Annotated in this window: 17 protein-coding genes and 1 tRNA gene; 13 read left to right on the top strand and 5 right to left on the bottom strand. The window is 52.1% G+C overall.

From position 1 onward, the window contains the following. Nucleotides 1-122: 122 nt before the first annotated feature. Nucleotides 123-1,136, top strand: coding sequence for a potassium channel family protein (locus tag CHB92_RS01885; protein WP_089317450.1), 1,014 nt, complete (start codon nt 123-125; stop codon nt 1,134-1,136). Next, nucleotides 1,129-1,650 (top strand): DUF421 domain-containing protein, encoded by a 522-nt coding sequence (locus tag CHB92_RS01880; RefSeq protein ID WP_089317449.1) that lies wholly within the window; start codon nt 1,129-1,131, stop codon nt 1,648-1,650. The genes CHB92_RS01885 and CHB92_RS01880 overlap by 8 nt, the downstream gene beginning before the upstream one ends. A 56-nt stretch (nt 1,651-1,706) precedes the next feature. On the opposite strand, the gene CHB92_RS01875 is transcribed toward CHB92_RS01880, so the two are convergent. From CHB92_RS01875 to CHB92_RS01865, 3 genes are all read right to left on the bottom strand, one after another. Continuing rightward, the gene (locus CHB92_RS01875) at nt 1,707-2,288 is read right to left on the bottom strand and encodes a SixA phosphatase family protein (protein ID WP_089317448.1); all 582 of its coding nucleotides are present in this window, start codon (nt 2,286-2,288) and stop codon (nt 1,707-1,709) included. Between the two features lie 231 nt (nt 2,289-2,519). After that, nucleotides 2,520-2,601, bottom strand: a tRNA-Leu gene (locus tag CHB92_RS01870). Nucleotides 2,602-2,710: 109 nt separating this feature from the next. Further along, nucleotides 2,711-3,427, bottom strand: a complete 717-nt coding sequence (locus tag CHB92_RS01865; protein WP_089317447.1) for a phosphatase PAP2 family protein — start codon at nt 3,425-3,427, stop codon at nt 2,711-2,713. Nucleotides 3,428-3,526: 99 nt separating this feature from the next. Between CHB92_RS01865 and thpR the strand changes: the two genes are divergently transcribed. The 11 genes from thpR to CHB92_RS01810 all read left to right on the top strand — a co-directional run bounded on the left by thpR (nt 3,527) and on the right by CHB92_RS01810 (nt 15,459). Continuing rightward, nucleotides 3,527-4,075 carry an RNA 2',3'-cyclic phosphodiesterase gene (gene thpR, locus CHB92_RS01860; protein ID WP_089317446.1) on the top strand — a complete coding sequence of 183 codons (549 nt, stop codon included), beginning with the start codon at nt 3,527-3,529 and terminating at the stop codon, nt 4,073-4,075. Nucleotides 4,076-4,135: 60 nt separating this feature from the next. Further along, nucleotides 4,136-4,627, top strand: coding sequence for a CinA family protein (locus tag CHB92_RS01855; protein ID WP_089317445.1), 492 nt, complete (start codon nt 4,136-4,138; stop codon nt 4,625-4,627). 40 nt (nt 4,628-4,667) lie between these two features. After that, the gene (locus CHB92_RS01850) at nt 4,668-5,330 is read left to right on the top strand and encodes a class I SAM-dependent methyltransferase (RefSeq protein ID WP_089317444.1); all 663 of its coding nucleotides are present in this window, start codon (nt 4,668-4,670) and stop codon (nt 5,328-5,330) included. 136 nt (nt 5,331-5,466) lie between these two features. Next, nucleotides 5,467-7,302 (top strand): M61 family metallopeptidase, encoded by a 1,836-nt coding sequence (locus CHB92_RS01845; RefSeq protein WP_089317443.1) that lies wholly within the window; start codon nt 5,467-5,469, stop codon nt 7,300-7,302. Between the two features lie 117 nt (nt 7,303-7,419). Beyond that, nucleotides 7,420-8,094, top strand: a complete 675-nt coding sequence (locus CHB92_RS01840) for a hypothetical protein (protein WP_245842246.1) — start codon at nt 7,420-7,422, stop codon at nt 8,092-8,094. Between the two features lie 149 nt (nt 8,095-8,243). After that, the gene (locus tag CHB92_RS01835) at nt 8,244-9,248 is read left to right on the top strand and encodes an MBL fold metallo-hydrolase (protein ID WP_089317442.1); all 1,005 of its coding nucleotides are present in this window, start codon (nt 8,244-8,246) and stop codon (nt 9,246-9,248) included. Nucleotides 9,249-9,332: 84 nt separating this feature from the next. Beyond that, nucleotides 9,333-10,811 (top strand): sodium:solute symporter, encoded by a 1,479-nt coding sequence (locus tag CHB92_RS01830; protein ID WP_089317441.1) that lies wholly within the window; start codon nt 9,333-9,335, stop codon nt 10,809-10,811. Between the two features lie 211 nt (nt 10,812-11,022). Then, complete coding sequence (locus CHB92_RS01825; protein WP_089317440.1) at nt 11,023-12,840, top strand: ABC transporter ATP-binding protein; 1,818 nt, start codon at nt 11,023-11,025, stop codon at nt 12,838-12,840. A gap of 137 nt (nt 12,841-12,977) precedes the next feature. Then, the gene (locus CHB92_RS01820) at nt 12,978-13,487 is read left to right on the top strand and encodes a hypothetical protein (RefSeq protein WP_245842245.1); all 510 of its coding nucleotides are present in this window, start codon (nt 12,978-12,980) and stop codon (nt 13,485-13,487) included. Between the two features lie 96 nt (nt 13,488-13,583). Continuing rightward, complete coding sequence (locus tag CHB92_RS01815) at nt 13,584-14,453, top strand: DUF2911 domain-containing protein (RefSeq protein ID WP_089317439.1); 870 nt, start codon at nt 13,584-13,586, stop codon at nt 14,451-14,453. An 82-nt stretch (nt 14,454-14,535) separates the two neighbouring features. After that, nucleotides 14,536-15,459, top strand: coding sequence for a class I SAM-dependent methyltransferase (locus CHB92_RS01810; protein WP_245842244.1), 924 nt, complete (start codon nt 14,536-14,538; stop codon nt 15,457-15,459). Nucleotides 15,460-15,601: 142 nt separating this feature from the next. On the opposite strand, the gene CHB92_RS01805 is transcribed toward CHB92_RS01810, so the two are convergent. Both CHB92_RS01805 and CHB92_RS25690 read right to left on the bottom strand, forming a co-directional pair. Beyond that, on the bottom strand, nt 15,602-17,293 hold the full coding sequence (locus tag CHB92_RS01805; protein WP_089317437.1) for a sodium:solute symporter: 1,692 nt from the start codon (nt 17,291-17,293) through the stop codon (nt 15,602-15,604). Further along, nucleotides 17,290-17,439, bottom strand: coding sequence for a hypothetical protein (locus tag CHB92_RS25690; RefSeq protein ID WP_179222925.1), 150 nt, complete (start codon nt 17,437-17,439; stop codon nt 17,290-17,292). The genes CHB92_RS01805 and CHB92_RS25690 overlap by 4 nt, the downstream gene beginning before the upstream one ends. Between the last annotated feature and the right edge of the window lie 31 nt (nt 17,440-17,470).

Genomic DNA, 17,470 nt, shown 5'->3' with positions numbered 1-17,470 from the left:
GCACGTTGCTGTTTGAGCGTGCCAGAAACAAAAACACGCCGCAGCCCCTGCTCTGCTTCCACAGCTTTTATCACCAGTAGGTCTTCCGCTTGTTCCTTTTTTATAGCCATTAACAATACACCATGGACTATTTTTACCTGATTTTAGGTATCATCATAACCTTTTGGGCATTCCTAGAAGGGCTCTGGACAACCATTTGGGTTGATGGGGGCTCAGCACCTTTAACCGGTCGCCTTACCACCTGGATATGGCGCGGCATGCGGGCTATTATACCACAACGGAACCACAGGACGCTGAGCCTGGCCGGCCCGACAATTCTGACGACGACTATCCTTGTCTGGATCATAATGATCTGGATTGGCTGGAGCCTGATCTTTTATTCGGCTCCCGGTTCCCTAAATGATACCAGTGACAAGACTGTACCTGATTTTATAGGGCACATGTGGTATGTGGCCTACACCATGTTTACAGTAGGCAATGGAGACTTTGCCCCGACCTCCGATACCTGGCAGTTCCTCAGTTCACTCATTGCCTTCGGTGGCATGACGATGGTAACCCTATCCGTGACTTATGTGCTGCAGGTACTCTCGGCACTGGTAACAAAACGCGCTTTTGCTGCTCAGGTAACCAGCATTGCCAGCAGTTCAGAGGAGTTTGTGATCGACCAGTGGACTGGCAAGGACTTTGGAGCCATCGAGTTGCAGCTAAACACCTTCTCCTCGCTTCTCTCCACCCTCAGCGAGCAGCACCTGGCCTACCCTATCCTCCACTATTACCACGCAGCTCAACCCTCTAAAGCCAACGCGGTTGCTGTCGTTATTCTGGATGAGGCCCTCACCATCATAGAACATGGCATAAAAGAAGAGAACCAACCGGCACAAACCATTCTTAAATCCACCAGACAGTCTATCAGAAGTTACTTAAACACCTTGCGTGCCGCGTTTATTTCTGCCTCGGATGACCTCCCCCCTGTTCCGAAGTTCAGGAGTTTGAAAGAAAAGGGACTGCCGGTGGTGGAAGAACAAAAGTTTCATAACAAGCTGGAGGAGTTAAAAGACAGGCGCAAGCTGCTACTGGGCCTCATTCAAAACGACGCCTGGTATTGGCCTCCTATTAAACAGAGCCAGAATGGATAAGATAGTTTTTCTCTGGAACGGTTATGAGCCGTTGCTACGCATTGTGGCTGTGGGAACCCTGACGTACATAGGCATTATCATACTCCTGCGCGCCTCAGGCAAACGGACCCTGCTTAGCATGAATGCCTTCGACTTTATCATCACGGTAGCGATGGGCTCGGCCTACGGACGTATTCTTACCGCCAAACAGGTCTCATTGGCAGAGGCACTCGTTACATTTTGCCTGCTGGTTAGCCTGCAATACATCGTCAGTTGGCTGGAGACCCGGTCTCAGAAGTTTGCCCGCGTAGTCGCAGGGCAGCCCTCCCTGCTGTATTACCAGGGCCAGTTCCTGGAACGGGAAATGAAAAAGAAGCGGGTGCGCAAGGCAGAGATGCTGGCAGCCGCCAGAAGCAAAAAGCTCGAGAACCTGGAGCAGATAGAAGCTATTATCCTGGAAACCAATGGCAGCCTGTCCGTCATCAAGAAGTCTAACAAGAAAGGCGACAGCACCTGGAAGCAAAGCCTGGGTTAGGCTTTAGAAACGCTCCAGCAGATAGCCGAAACAAAGCTGGCGCATACCTCTCGGGCTTAGCGGTTTGCGGTGCCGTAATGGTCTGTTTCTACCGTAGCCGTACCCTCTGGTGTGACGGTAACCGTAAAGAGGTAGTCGTACTGTGCGTCTGAGACATCGGGCACAGGGCGTTTAGCGCCCAGCGCCTCAATAATAGGGAGCAATGTATTAGAATGACCTGCCACTACAACGGTTTCCCCGCTGTGGTTTTCCAGTAGCTGTTGCTTCAATCCCTTAAAGTCATGGGCCTCGTACTGCCGTATTTCCAGCTGACGGGCATCTGCCAAAGGCTTCAACGTGTTTTTAGTGCGCTGATACTTGGTCGCGTAGAGCGCATCCACTTCCTGCCCCTCCAACAGCGCTTGTAACGCTTCGGCCCTGTGTTGCCCCTGCGGAGTTAGCCCCGGGTCTTCGTCCGACGGATTGCTGATGTCTTTCTCGGCATGGCGCACCAGGTACACCTTGACAGGGGGCGCAGAACTGCTTACCGGCTCAACTGTTGGGCTGGCTCCTTCTATGCTGGAGGAGGAGTTACGACAGGCAGTGAAGCAGCAGACAAGTAAGATGAGCCATAGCTTCAGCAGTAGAGTTGACTTCATAAAGGTTGGTTAGGTTTAGCGTAGCCTAAATATAGCTTTTCCTAAACATAACTGCTACAACACTTTCTGTCAATTTCGCTTACTGCTTGGTTTATGTGTCTCTCTGGCTTGGGTAACGTTACAGCATGTCCCGGAAGCTCCAACGAAAAGCGTGCATGCAAGCCGTTAACGCTTATCAGAGGCGTATAAATGCACAAAGGCTGATCCGAAGATCAGCCTTTTGTGGGATAGTGCGCACGGGGAGAGTCGAACTCCCACGCCCGAAGGCACAGGCTTCTGAGACCTGCACGTCTACCAGTTCCGCCACGTGCGCGAACTCACTATTTAATTAGTATCCCAAACCCTTTAACCCTTATCGTCTGTTGGGATTGCAAAGGTAACAGCTAGTTTTTTATTTGCAATACCTGTTCGCAAAAAAATATCTACTTTGTTGCCGGCTCCTCTTCCACAATAGGGTCCAATTCCTTTTTCGAAACCATTTCAATTCTACGCAGCACCGAAATCCCAATCACAACCCACAGAAAGCCAGCGGAAAAGCCCGCCAGCACATCGGTTGCATAGTGCACGCGCAGGTAAATCCGGCTAAAACCGATGAGCAAAACAAAAATCACCAGAAAAGCAACGAGGGTGTTACGCCAGGCCGGTGGCCGCACGTTTTTCCAGATCAGGTAAATGAGCAAGCCGTAAAAGGAGGCAGCAACCATCGAGTGCCCACTGGGGAAGCTGAGCCCGGATGCCTCCACCAAAGGCATAAGCGGGCGGGGCCTGTCGAAGAAGAACTTCAGGATAACATTAAGCGTGATACTGCCCAAAGCCACGACAGGCACTTTGATGGAGTACCACTTGTGCCGCCTCACAAACAGGAAAAAGGCGATCAACAGCAAGGCGGCAGGTATTAAAAAGTACTTGGAGGCAAAGAAAGTGATCACCTTGATAAACGACTCAAAGCCGGGGCTACCAACACTGGCAGCAAAATCGAAGGCAGCATCGTCCAGCGCTAGCTTGTCCCCCTCCAGTATCTCTGAGCTGATATACAGAAACACCGTAACACAAACAAGGAACAAAAACCATATAAACAGCAGCTCTACCGTAAACAGAGCTGTGGAAGCCAGCACCTTTTTATAAATCTGTTTTATCATTTCTATTTGTTAGGTCTGCAGTACAAATACAAAAAGCTATAAAATCCTTGTAGCGCCTCTCCAAAAGAGTAGCCGCTACAAGAGCTATATATTAGAACTATGAAAGACACCATCAGGTTATTTACCGCGGCAGTTTTACCCCAGGATCTAAAAACGGAGCTGCAAGGGCAGTTATTACAGTTTCAGGACCCAGCCATCCGTTTGGTGCCCGCGCAAAACCTACACCTGACCCTCTACTTTATCGGAAACGCCCCGGTACAGCAGTTATCCGGCATTAAGCACAAGATACAACAGGTAGTGCGGCAGCATGCCCCCTTCACACTTACTTTTGAGAGAACCGAGCCGGGCCCTAAGCCCGCCCATCCACGGCTGGTCTGGGCTCGTTTTGCACCCCACCCCCAGTTTGAAGCGCTAAGTCATGACCTGACGCAAGCCTTGGCCGAACAGCCTCCCGCCAAACAGAAAGCGATACCGCACGTCACACTCGCCCGCTTCCGTAAAGACAAGCCTGCCCCGAAAGGCTTGCCGACCCTTAACTCAGAAAAGCCCTTGCTCCTACCTGTTTCAGAAATAGCCCTCTGGCAGTCAGAGCTTGCTGCGCCTCACCCCATCTACACGGTGCTGGAGTCTTACCCGCTGGGCAGATAACCCCACAAGTGCAAAAACAGTAAGAGAAGCACTGCCCTAAATTAAAAACGAAAGAAAACAATGAAGCAGGAAGAGCTGACGAAACTGATGTTAGACCTGAAAGACAAGGGACTGACGGTGGCATTTGCAGAGAGTATTTCAGGAGGCATGCTGGCCTCGGAGTTTGTGAAGGCCACGGGAAGCAGCGATGTGTTTATGGGCAGCATTGTGGCTTACCAGCCGGAGGTAAAAATGAAGCTCCTGGGTGTAAAGCAGGAAACCCTGGACCTGTATACGGCCGAGTCGCAGCAGGTAACAAACGAGATGGTGATGGGCCTTAAAAAGCAGCTGGATGCGAGTGTCAGCGTTGCTACAACAGGGCTGGCGAACGAAGGAGCCTCTGAGACGCCACAAAAGCCGGTTGGCACCATGTTCGTTTCTATACTCTATGATGGCAAGGCCGAAGAGTTCCGGGAGGTGTTTGAAGGAGAGCCAGACAAAGTACGGCAGCAGCTCGTGGACTATGTCTTCCAGAAGTTACGCGGCATGCTGGACCAGCACTATGTCCGGTAATCCGTAACTTAGCGGCAACATCAACCCAATTACTTTTACTTTGCCTGCGCTACCCGATAGCGGCTTCGACCGTGTCGCCTTCTTTTATGACCCGCTGGCCCGCCTGGTGTATGGCAACAGCCTGGAGCAAGTACAGCTTGCCCTGCTCCCCTACCTCCCACCGCAAGGACGGGTATTAGTTATCGGCGGGGGCAGCGGCTGGATACTGGAGCAACTCCTGCGCACCCAAAAGCTACTTGACATCTTGTACTTGGATGCCGCCCCCGCCATGGTGCGCCGTGCGCAGCAGCGGTATAGGCAGTTCAGGGGTTCCCACCAAAGTCAGGTGTCCTTCCGCATTGGCACAGAGCAAGCCCTGCAGCCGCAGGAGCAGTTCGATGCCATCATCACTCCTTTTCTGCTGGACCTGTTTCCGCCCCGGCGACTGCATCGTTTAATGGCTACCCTGGCGAACGCCCTGCCTCCCCATGGCCTCTGGCTCTTCGCAGACTTCTGGCCACTCAAACAGCCTCCTCCCACCTGGCAGCAGTTCCTCATCTGGGGTATGTACACCTTCTTCGGAGCGTTGAGTAATGTCAAAGCCAGTGAGCTGCCGGACTATTCCACCCACTTCAAGGCCCTGGGCTTTCAGGAGAAGCAAAGCTTTGCCTTTTTCAAGGGCATGATCCAGGCCAAGGTTTTCTCCAGAGAACTGGCGGCTTAGCTTTGTCCTCCGCTGTTACCTGCTGGCACTATATTGGCAGCAAACCTGCTGCACAGGGGCTCCCCCAGCTAATTGCTCCTCAGCAAGACAAGTGCTATATTTAAAGGTTGAACTATAAACTCCTGAATCATTACGAATGAAACATACCCTATACAGCCTGTTAGGCCTTGCAGTAGCCCTGGTGAGCCAGCCGGTTTTAGCCCAGCAAAAGGTAGGCTACAGATTGTCGTTCCCGAACGCAGTGCACCACGAGGCAGAGATACAAGCCACCTTCTCTGATGTCACCTCTGACACCCTAAAGGTACTCATGCCCCGCACCTCCCCTGGCCGCTATGCCATACACGAGTTTGCCAAAAACGTGTACAATGTGCGGGCCACCGATGCGCAAGGAAAGCCCCTGCAGATCTTCCGCCCCAATACCAGTGAGTGGGACGTGATCGACCATAACGGCACGGTGAATATCAGCTATACCCTGTTTGCCGATCATCCGGATGGCACTTATGCCGGGGTGGACGAAACACACGCCCACCTGAACATGCCTGCCACCCTGATGTATGCCAAGGGCTTTGAAAAGGCACCTGCGTACGTGACTTTTCAGATACCGGAAGGGAAGAACTGGAAAGTAGCGACACAGTTAAAGAAAGAGCAGGGAAATACCTACTACGCCCCCAACTTCCAGTACCTGATGGACAGTCCCACGGAGCTGAGCGACTTCGATCTGGCAGAATGGACGGTAAACGAGAATGGCAAGACCAAAACCATCCAGGTGGCGATGCACCACCCAGGCACCGACGCTCAGTTTCAGGAGTATGTGGCCAAGACTAAAAAGATAGTGGCAGAACAGCGTGCCGTATACGGTCAGTTGCCAGACTACGACTTCGGCCGTTATACTTTTGTTGCCTGCTACATGCCGCAAGCCGTGGGTGACGGGATGGAGCACCGTAACTCTACTATCCTCACGAGCTCCCGGCCGTTGTCTGCCGCCATGAGCAGCCTGCTCAACACCGTGTCGCACGAGAAGTTTCACGCCTGGAACGTAGAGCGCATCCGCCCGAAAGCCCTGGAGCCCTTTAACTTTCAGGAGGCCAACATGTCGGATGCCCTGTGGCTGGCAGAAGGCTTCACCAGCTACTATGGCGACATGACCATGGCCCGCAGCGGTATTTTCGACATCAAGAAGTACGCTTCCGACCTCGCCGGAGACCTGAACTACGTACTGCTCTCACCTGGTCGCCAGTACCACAGCCTGGCAGAAATGAGCATGCAGGCGCCCTTTGTGGATGCTGCCCGTTCCGTAGACCCTGTAAACCGCCACAATACCTTTGTCTCCTACTACACCTATGGTAGCATGACCGGTCTGGCACTGGATATGATCCTGCGCCAGCAGTACGACAAAACGCTGGACGACTACATGCAGGCGCTCTGGCGCAAGTACGGTGCTCCGGAAAAACCCTATACCCTCGCTGACCTGGAGGAAACCCTGGCGGAGGTATCCGGCGACAAAACCTGGGCATCCTCCTTCTTTCGTAACAGCATTTATGGCTCCCAGTTACCGGATTTTGCCCCATTGCTAGCCAAGGCGGGCTTAGAGCTTCGTAAGGCCAAGCCAGGAGAGGCTACGATTGGCATGGTAGCCCTGAACTTCGGGAAAGAAGGGGCTGCACTTGCATCGGGCACCCTGGTTAACTCTGCCGCATACGAAGCCGGCCTCGACCGCACCGATATTATCCTAACCCTGGATGGGCAGAAGATCCGGACAGAGAAAGACCTGAAGAAAGTACTGCGTGCCCATAAGCCGGGCGATAGCCTGCCCATTACCTTTAATCGACTCGGGGAAACCCGTGAGGCGACCATTGTACTGGATGAAGTGCCGACCTTGGAGGTGGTGCCCTATGAGAGCATCGGAAAGCAGCTCACCCCCGAGATGGAGCGTTACCGCCAGGCCTGGCTGGGTTCCAAGGCTGTCATCTAAGGTACAGACAACAATGTGCCTAAAAGTACGTTCTGCAGAGTAGATAACAGACAATCTGTTGCTTTTGAACAAGGTTACACGTAACTTAGTTAAAGCGACACACAACAGCCATTTCACGTGAAAAACATCTTTAGAACAATACTAGCAGTCAGTCTGCTTTGGTCCACAGGCCAGGCCGTGGCACAGGACACAAAGCCCAGCCTGGATGCAGCCCCTGTGCCAGCCATTTCGGCAAGCCCTGCTTCCGTGATGGCGACAGCACCTGAGGCAGAAGCAACAGCAAAGGAAAAGCCTTCCTGGGCAGGCCCAAAACTGAGCTATAACCTTTCAATGGGTGCCAGCTTCAGCAATGGCTTCGGAAACGCGACCTATGTAGAGCCGTCTGTGCGCTACCAGGTAAATAACCGGTTCCGGGTAAATGCCAGCCTGACTTACATGAACGTGTCGAACTACAACACCTCGGTGACTTCACCGGAGGGCACCACTGTACTTTACCGTAACAACGGCGGTAGCCACTATCTGGCCAGCGTTGGCGTGGACTACCTGGCAAGCGACAGGCTGATCCTGAGCGGCAACATCTGGAAAGACTTCTCCAATATGCCTACACAGAACCTGGGCTATAACCTGTACAGCCCGGGCCGCTTTGGTGCCGACTTCAGGGCGACGTATAAGATCACTGAGAATTTCTCGGTAACAGGCGGGGTACGCTACTCAGAAGGCGCTTCTCCCTTCGCAAGTCCTTTTTACAATCCTGGATTTGGCAGTTACGGCCCAGGCAGCCTCTGGTACTAGGCAAACGATAGATACTGAGAACGCTTCTTCCCTAAACGGAGAAGCGTTTTTTTTGTGCTTTTGGTCTTGTTAATTAGGCTTGCATAACAATCTTGTTAACCTTACAAGTATAATAGGGGTTATAATAGCAGCATCAAACAAAGAAAGCATTGGAGCAAGACAACCAGCAGATACGTCATATAAAGAATGATCGCCTAGAAACCATCAAGCAGGACTACCGGGGCAACAAAACCATAAATGGCCGCTTTGCCAATGGCGATGAGTTGTATAATCCACCCCTTAGTAAGGTGCTGCGTTGGCAGCTGACGCCCAACCCGCAGCGCGAGCAGAAGAAGCACGACGATTACACACCGCCGGTAAAAAAGGATTCGGCCTTTATCGGTTCTGACCTAGACATGGTAGTGTGGCTGGGGCATGCCAGCTTTCTTATCCGGTTAGGCGGCGTTACTTTTCTGACAGACCCGGTTCTGTACGACCTGCCCATGATCAAACGCCGGGTAAGCCTGCCCTGTGAGCCGGAAGCGCTTCGAAACATTGACTTTCTGCTGCTCTCCCATGCACACCGCGACCACCTGGATAAAAAGTCTGTCCAAACAATATTCCAAAATAATCCGCAGGTCAAAGCGCTGGCTCCCTTACGAGCAGGCAGGATCCTGAGAAGTATCAATAAGCATCTGCCTTACCAGGAGGCCGGATGGTTCCAGAAGTTTGACCTCGTTCCGGAGCAGGTTGAGGTGTATTACATGCCCGCCCGCCACTGGCACCGCAGGGGCCCCTTTGACATGAACAAGATCCTGTGGGGAAGCTTTGTGCTAAAGACTCCGAACCTGACCCTCTACTTTGCGGGAGATACTGCCATAGGTCCTCATTTTGAGGAAATAGAGGAACTGTTCGGGCCGATGGATGTCTGCATCATGCCGGTAGGGGCTTACAAGCCTGCCTTTCTTATGCACAGGAGCCACATGGACCCGCATGAGGCCGTAAAAGCGTATAACCTGCTCCGCGGCGGCACCTTTATCCCCATGCACTATGGTACCTTCGATTTATCGGACGAGCCACCGGGTGAACCCGTTCGCCTGCTGGAGCAGATAGCAGCCGGCGGCATGCTGCAAGGCCTGAAGTTCCCTGCCATCGGGGAACCTATACTGCTGTAGCCCTTTTCCGGAACGGGTGTGTGGCCCCATAATTTGCTATATTTGTGGTCCCGGCTTAAGCCTTAAGTTCACAAACTGCACATTATGTCTTCTACCCTAATCATAGGTCTGATAGTAGGTTACTTCTGCATCCTTATCTTCATCTCTTACCTCACCAGCAGGAACACGGACTCGGAAACGTTCTTCCTGGCCAACCGGCAGTCTCCCTGGTATGTGGTGGCCTTTGGTATGATCGGCACCTCGCTGTCGGGCGTTACCTTTGTGTCGATACCCGGCATGGTGGAGAAAGCGCAGTTCTCGTACCTGCAGGTGGTGCTGGGCTATCTGGTGGGCTACTTTGTGATCGCCACAGTGCTGATGCCGCTCTATTACCGGCTTAACCTCGTCTCCATTTACACGTACCTGGAACAGCGCTTTGGCTACTGGTCCTACAAAACCGGAGCGGCCTTTTTCCTACTCTCCCGCACCCTGGGAGCCTCCATCCGCCTGTTCCTGGTAGCAGGGGTACTGCAACTGGCTGTCTTTAACGACCTGGGCATCCCCTTTGCAGTTTCTGTCATCATCACCATCCTGCTTATTTGGGTGTACACTTTCCGGGGAGGCATGAAGACCATTATCTGGACCGACACGTTTCAGACAACAGCCATGCTGTTGGCGGTTATTACCAGCATTTGGCTTATTTCAGACGAGTTGAATGTTGGCTTTCAGGGCATGGTGGAGACCATTAAGGCCAGTGACTATTCAAAAGTGTTTTATTGGGACGTGCGGGACGACAAGTACTTTCTGAAGCAGTTCCTCTCCGGGGCCTTTATCGCAATTGTGATGACCGGCCTGGACCAGGACATGATGCAGAAGAACCTAAGCTGTAAAAACATCGGCGAAGCCCAGAAAAACATGTTCTGGTTCAGCATCATCCTCGTGTTTGTCAACATCCTGTTCCTGTCGCTTGGCGCTTTGCTTTACATTTATGCCGGGGCCAAAGGCATTACCCTACCCGAGAAAGGTGACGATGTGTTCCCTTTCCTGGCACTTGGTTACTTTCCGCAGGTAGTGGGCATTGTGTTCATCCTGGGCATCATCGCCATTACCTACGCCTCTGCCGACTCGGCCCTCACCGCCCTTACCACTTCTTTTTGCGTGGACTTTCTCGATTTCAAGCACAAAAGTGAACATGAGCGGGTCCGCATGCGCTACATCGTGCACTTCTGCATTTCGGTAGTGATGGTACTGGTAATCATTGCCTTTGATGTTTTGAATAACCAGAACGTGATCACAGCGGTGTTCGTGGTGGCAGGCTATACCTATGGCCCCTTGCTTGGCCTTTATGCCTTCGGCTTGTATACCAAACGCGCTGTCCGCGACCGCTTTGTGCCGGCAGTTTGCGTGGTGGCCCCCATCCTCACCTACATCATCAGCTACAATTCCGCCGACTGGTTCTGGGGTTATGAGTTTGGCTTTGAAGTGCTCATCCTAAACGGCTTTCTGACATTCACCGGTTTAATGGCTCTTTCTTCCGGTAGAATAGACCAACTGGAACTGGCCCAGAAAGAGGTGCAGGTCTAACTTACTGCCATTGGATTTAAAACACGCCTGCTCCCAGCAACATCTCCGTGGGTCTTAAGCATTTTATCCTCCGGATTCTTTACCTTTGTAAGATTTTGCATGGCTGTGGCATCATTAAGAGAGAAATACTGTTATAGCCACAGCACGCTAGCAGCAAGAGCATCGGAAATGCAAAAGCTGCCCGAAAACAACAGACAAGAATATTTCATTAATGGCAAAACGCGGATTTGGGCTAAGCGGAGAGCAGGAAAAAGAAGGCAGGAAGAAAATCAGTAAGGAAAGCTTTCGCCGCGGCCTCAAGGTCTTTAGCTACGTCCTCCCCTACAAGTATAAGTTTATAGCAGGCTTAATATTCCTGGTCTTCTCCAGCCTCACCTTCATGGCCTTCCCTTACTTGGTGGGGGAGCTCTTTGATTCCTCTACAGGCAATGCTGACGGGCTACTGGAAGATATTAACATGATCGCCATCGGGCTTTTTGCTGTGATCCTGCTGCAGGGTATTTTCTCCTTCTTCAGGGTGTACTTTTTTGCGCAGGTCAGCGAGAACGCCGTAGCCGATATCCGGCGCGACCTGTACAGCAAGTTTATGCAACTGCCTGTCTCCTTCTTCGAGAAAAGACGCGTGGGCGAGGTTACCAGCCGTATTACCACAGATGTGGCGCAGGTACAGGACGCCATGTCCATTACACTGGCAGAGCTGTTCCGGCAGGTAACGACCCTGCTGGTTGGCATCGCTGTGATCATGTGGACCTCCATCAAGCTATCACTGTTCATGCTGGCCACCTTTCCGGTGTTGGTTGCGCTGGCCCTGGTGTTTGGACGCAAGATCAAGGGCTTGTCTAAAAAGACACAGGATGAACTGGCCAACACAAACATTATTGTAGAAGAAACCTTACAGGCGATCCATACGGTGAAGGCTTTCACCAACGAGCTCTTTGAGGTGGCCCGGTACAAGACTACCCTGAGCAAAGCCGTACGCACAGCCCTGTCTGCCGCCTACTACCGGGGTGCCTTTATCACCTTTATTATCATCGGCCTGTTCGGCGGCATCATCCTCGTGATCTGGTACGGTGCTACCCTGGTAGCGAACGGTGATATTGAACCGGGAGGCCTTATCTCCTTTGTGCTGTACACCGTCTTTATCGGTGCCTCGGTAGGGGGCCTGGGAGAACTGTACGGCAAAGTGCAAGCCTCTTTGGGAGCCACGGAGCGTATCCTGGAGATTTTACAGGAGCCGGAAGAACCATCTGCCAAAGAAACCACGGCAGGAACGAGGGTACCCAAGGTACACGGAGACATTGCCTACCGTCAGGTGGCTTTCTCCTACCCTACCCGCCCAGACCTGCAAGTGCTGCGCGATATTAACTTTACTGTAAGAGCCGGCGAAAAGATCGCCCTGGTGGGCCCAAGCGGCGCAGGCAAGTCAACCATAGTGCAGCTCCTGATGCGCTTTTACGAGGTGGCAAGTGGCAGCATTGTCGTAGACGGAACTGACATCCGGGAAATGAACCTGAGCACACTTCGCGGGAACATTGGGATTGTGCCGCAGGAAGTGCTGCTTTTTGGCGGCTCTATCCGGGAGAACATCGCCTATGGCCGCCCGGATGCCACTGAAGCCGAAGTGATAGAAGCGGCAAAGAAAGCGAATGCCTATAACTTTATCACTTCCTTCCCTGAGGGGCTCGACACGCTCGTGGGTGAGCGGGGTATTAAGCTATCCGGAGGCCAGCGCCAGCGCATCGCCATTGCCCGTGCCATCCTGAAGAACCCAGCGATCCTGATCCTGGATGAGGCCACCAGTGCCCTCGACTCCGAATCAGAGCAGTTGGTACAGCAGGCCATGGACGAGCTGATGAAGGGCCGTACCACCATCGTAATTGCCCACCGCCTGGCTACGATCCGAAAAGTAGACAAGATCCTGGTGATCGACGGCGGGGAAATTGTGGAGGCAGGCTCCCACGACATGCTCTCGTTAAACCCGGAGGGAATTTATGCCAACCTGCTGAAGCTACAGTTTGAGCTGACTTAAAGACAGCATATAAGAGAAGAAAATCCTGCCAGTACCGCCTCTGGCAGGATTTTTCTGTTTATACTATATACTTATTCTTATATTACGTAAGCAGTAGCTGATTTAATTGAACAAGTGTCTTACGTACCAACCCCAACATGCTGTACAAAAAGCTTTATCGCCTTTTCTTTCTTCTGGTGCTGCTACTCCCTTTTCAACTGTTCGCCCAGGGCTTCAGCACTGAAAATGCCGTGTATTTAGAGGTAGCAGGCAACAGCGACACCTACTCCATCAACTACGAGCGCATTCTTTATCAACAAGGGCTACTGAAAGCGGGGCTACGCGCAGGGATAGGTACCAACTTGTTCATTCTGGAAGACGACACCGGCGTGTATCCTATAGTGCCGGTGGAAGCTATCGCCTTGTTGGGACGAGAGAGAAAACACTTCGAGTTTGGCTTGGGCTATACCCGCCGTTTTACCGATGATGTTGACCTGTTACGAAACATGTACTTTGGAAGAATAGGGTTTCGCTATCAGAAGCCGGAGGGAGGCCTGTTAGTGCGGGTAGCCCTTACCCCTTTCATCTCGCCAGAGAGCAATACCGGCAGAACACCGGGTACTCCCCTGATCCCCCGGTTCGGCTTCAGTGTGGGCTACAGCTTTTAAGGGGCTGAAAGTAAAATACAGCTCAACAACAGGCCTTTAAATCTTGATATAATTCGTATTTTTACATCGTACCATCTTTATTCTAAAGATAAACCCATGAAGAAAACCATTATTGGCTTTGCGCTCTCAGCAGCCCTTATGCTTGGAGCCAGCACGTCTTTTGCGCAAGGCATCAAGATGCCTGCCCCAAGCCCCTCTCAGAAAGTAGAGCAGGCTGTTGGCTTATCCACCGTGTCCGTTGATTACTCTCGCCCGTCTATGAAAGGACGCGAGATTTTCGGTGACCTGGTGCCTTACGGCAGGCTTTGGCGTACCGGAGCGAACGCCTCCACCAAGATCAAGTTTTCGGAGGACGTGACCATCGAGGGGAACAAGGTTCCTGCTGGGGAATACGCACTCTACACCATCCCGGGCAAGGACGAGTGGACAGTGATCATCCACAAAAACACAAAGCATTGGGGAGATGGCGGACAGGACTACAAGCCAGAGGAGGACCTGGTGCGCTTTAAGGTAAAGCCACAGCAGAACCCGCGCGAGGTAGAGTCTTTCACCATTAACTTTACCAACCTAACAGCTGATGCAACGGACGTAGAGCTGCTTTGGGATAATACGATTGTTCCTTTCACCGTGAAAACGGATGTAGACAGCAAAGTGATGAGCCAGATACAGGAGCAGGTCCTCAACAATGCCAACGCCAATCCGGGCTTGTATGCCGCTGCTGCCAACTATTACTTCCAGACCAACCGCGACCTGAAGCAGGCACTGGAGTGGATGAAAAAGGCCAACCAGACAGACCCTAAGTTCTGGAACCTGCACACACAGGCTAAGATCGAGGCGAAAATGAAAGACTACAAGCAGGCCATCAAAACTGCTGAGAAGTCTAAGGAAGTCGCTCAGAAAGAAGGAAACCAGGACTACGTTGCCCTGAACGAGAAAGCCATTGCCGAGTGGAAGAAAGCAAAATAATGCTTCGCTCCTTATATTAACGTATAAAGCCTCTGGGAGTACCCCGGAGGCTTTTTTTATCATTCATTAACGAGAGAGACTGTTGGATACGAACGAAGAGAAGAAACACTCCGAAGAGCACCTGGGCCCGGCCCGGGAATATTGGTGGAATGAGGACTACCTGGAGCTGCTGGCTCAGCGCCTTTACATTGACTACTGCCAAACACTCGTAGACATAGGCTGTGGGAAAGGCATGATGGGCTTTAAATTCTCCAAGTACCTGCCCGCAGGCGCGAAAGTGTATGGGGTCGACTACGAACCGGGGCATATTGAGGAGGCCCGGCAGCGTGCCCAGAGCATGTACCAGCACCAAAATATCGATTACGAGTTCCGGGTGGGGAATGCCACCGAAATACCGCTACCCGATAACCTGGCCGACATTACCCTGTGCCAGACCCTGCTGATCCACGTAAAAAACCCGCAACGCGTGATTCAGGAGATGATCCGCGTTACCAAGCCAGGGGGCTGGGTCCTGGCCTTGGAACCCAACAACCTGGTGCCAAACCTGATGTTCGACCGCTATGGCGAAACAGACTATAACGTAGAAAGCATGCTGGATGTGCTGGAGATAAAGCTGCGCATCGAGAAGGGCAAGAAGCAGCTAGGCGAAGGCTTCAACTCATTGGGGGATGTAGTACCGGACCTCTTCCTGAAGGCCGGCCTGCAAGACATTAAGGTGTGGATCTCAGACAAAGCCCTCTCCATCATCCCGCCTTACGATACACAAGAGAAAATGCTCCGCGTGGAACAGATGATGCAATGGATCGAAACAGAGGCCATGGGCTACGATTACCAGGACAACCTGAACTACTACCTGGCCGGTGGCGGGACCAAAGATAAGTTCGACGCCTACTGGCAAACCCTGCTCTACAACAAAATTACCCTTAAGCAGAAACTGCAAAACGAGGAATATGTCTCGGCAGGAGGTAGCCTGGTTTACATTGTGGCAGCGCAGAAACCGAGATAACTTTTAACTATTCACTTCTGCCTCATAGGCTTGTCTTCATAAGGACTGTAAAAGCGATGCCCCCCTTCCCCTTCTTAGATAAGGAGGGGAAGGGGTGGTTTCATTGGAAAGACTTTTCATCTAAGCGTCGCAATGCCTATCCCTACAGCTTCTTCCTTCCCACTAACCCCTGCAACAGAAAGCTGATCACAACCACACAGAGGCAACCAATCACATTGAACCACAGGAAAGCCAGGTCCGTGTAGAAGTGGCAGTACAGCACAACCAACTCGGCAATTACAGCTGCCCAGAAAACAGCATTACCTCGAATAGATTTAAAGTAGAAAGCGACAAGAAAGATACCGAGGATGGTACCATAGAAGATGGAGCCTACTATGTTCACTGCCTCGATCAGGTTATCCATCAGGGAGGCGAACATCGCGAAGAGAATAGCTACGATCCCCCATCCAACAGTAAAGAGCTTGGAGGCGCGCAGGTAATGCTCCTCTGACGCTCTCTGCTGCATGGAGCGCTTGTAGATATCCACGACAGACGTAGAGGCCAGGGCATACAACTCTGAGGAAGATGACGACATGGCTGCAGAGAAGATAACCGCCAGTAAAAGCCCGACCAGGCCGGAAGGCAGGTACTTTATGATGAAGGAGATGAAGACATAATCTGTGTCCTTTGTCTCCGCTTCCGGTGTGGCCGTTTTGATTACCCCTTTCACCTCCTCCCGTACCGCCTTGGCCGCCACTGCTAGCGCCTCCACCTCTCTCTCTGCATCAGCCACCAGGGCATCATCGTCTGCCTTTAGGGCCCTTACCAGCCCCTGCACTGCCTCCTGCTTCTGCTCAAAGATGTCTTCGTACTTCACCTCCAGCTCCCGCAGGTTATCGGCATAAGGCGTGGCGTACACTTTACTTTTAGCAGCCTCATTAAAGAATACGGGTGGCTGGTTAAACTGGTAAAACACGAATACCATTACCCCGATAAACAGGATGAGGAACTGCATTGGAATTTTGAGCAGCCCGTTGAACAGCAAGCCCAAGCGGCTCTCCGCGATCGACTTCCCCCCCAGGTAACGGGCCACCTGGCTCTGGTCGGTACCAAAGTAGGAAAGCGCCAGAAACAGACCGCCTGTAATACCAGACCAGAAGTTATAGCGGTCATTCCAATCAATGGAAAAGTCAACCACGTTCATCTTCCCCATTTTACCTGCCACCGCCACGGCATCGCCGAACTCTACATAATCCGGCAGGTAAGACACCACCACCAAGCCGGCAATAATCATCCCGCCCATCATCACAGCCATCTGTTGCTTCTGTGTGATACTCACTGCTTTCGTGCCGCCGCTTACGGTGTAGATGATAACAAGTAAGCCAATGACCAGGATGGTAATATTCAGGCTCCAGCCCAGCATAGTGGAAAGAATGATGGCGGGGGCATAGATCGTGATGCCGGCTGCCAAGCCGCGCTGCACCAGGAAAAGCAGGGCCGCCAAAGACCGTGTTTTCAAATCAAAGCGGTTCTCCAAGAACTCATAGGCCGTGTACACGTTCAGCCGGTAGAAGATAGGGACGACCGTGATGGAGATGATGACCATGGCGATCGGCAAGCCAAAATAGAATTGAATGAAGCGCATGCCATCCTCATACGCCTGCCCCGGGGTAGACAGAAAGGTAATGGCACTGGCCTGTGTCGCCATAATGGACAGGCCAATGGTCCACCACTTCATGGTGTTGTCCCCTTTCAGGTAGTCTTCTATGTCTTTGCTACCCCGCGTTCGCCACACGCCATAGGCCACGATAAACCCTAGTGTGCCAAACAACACAACCCAATCCAGTAAGCTCATTCGTAGATCTCGGTGATGGCGTAGAACAAGATAATCAAGAAGGCGAGGTTGCCCAGTACCAGCCAATACATGCCGGCCCAGCTATTAAAAATAGGTGGTTTCTCGATAGGTTCTTCCGTATCGACAGGGTGATCAGTGTCTTTCATAGTAAGGGTTGGTTGGAAAGCAGGAAAGGTA

The organism is Pontibacter ummariensis (assembly GCF_900188175.1).
Taxonomy (GTDB): Bacteria; Bacteroidota; Bacteroidia; order Cytophagales; family Hymenobacteraceae; genus Pontibacter; species Pontibacter ummariensis.
This window is presented reverse-complemented; position numbering and strand designations above follow the sequence as displayed.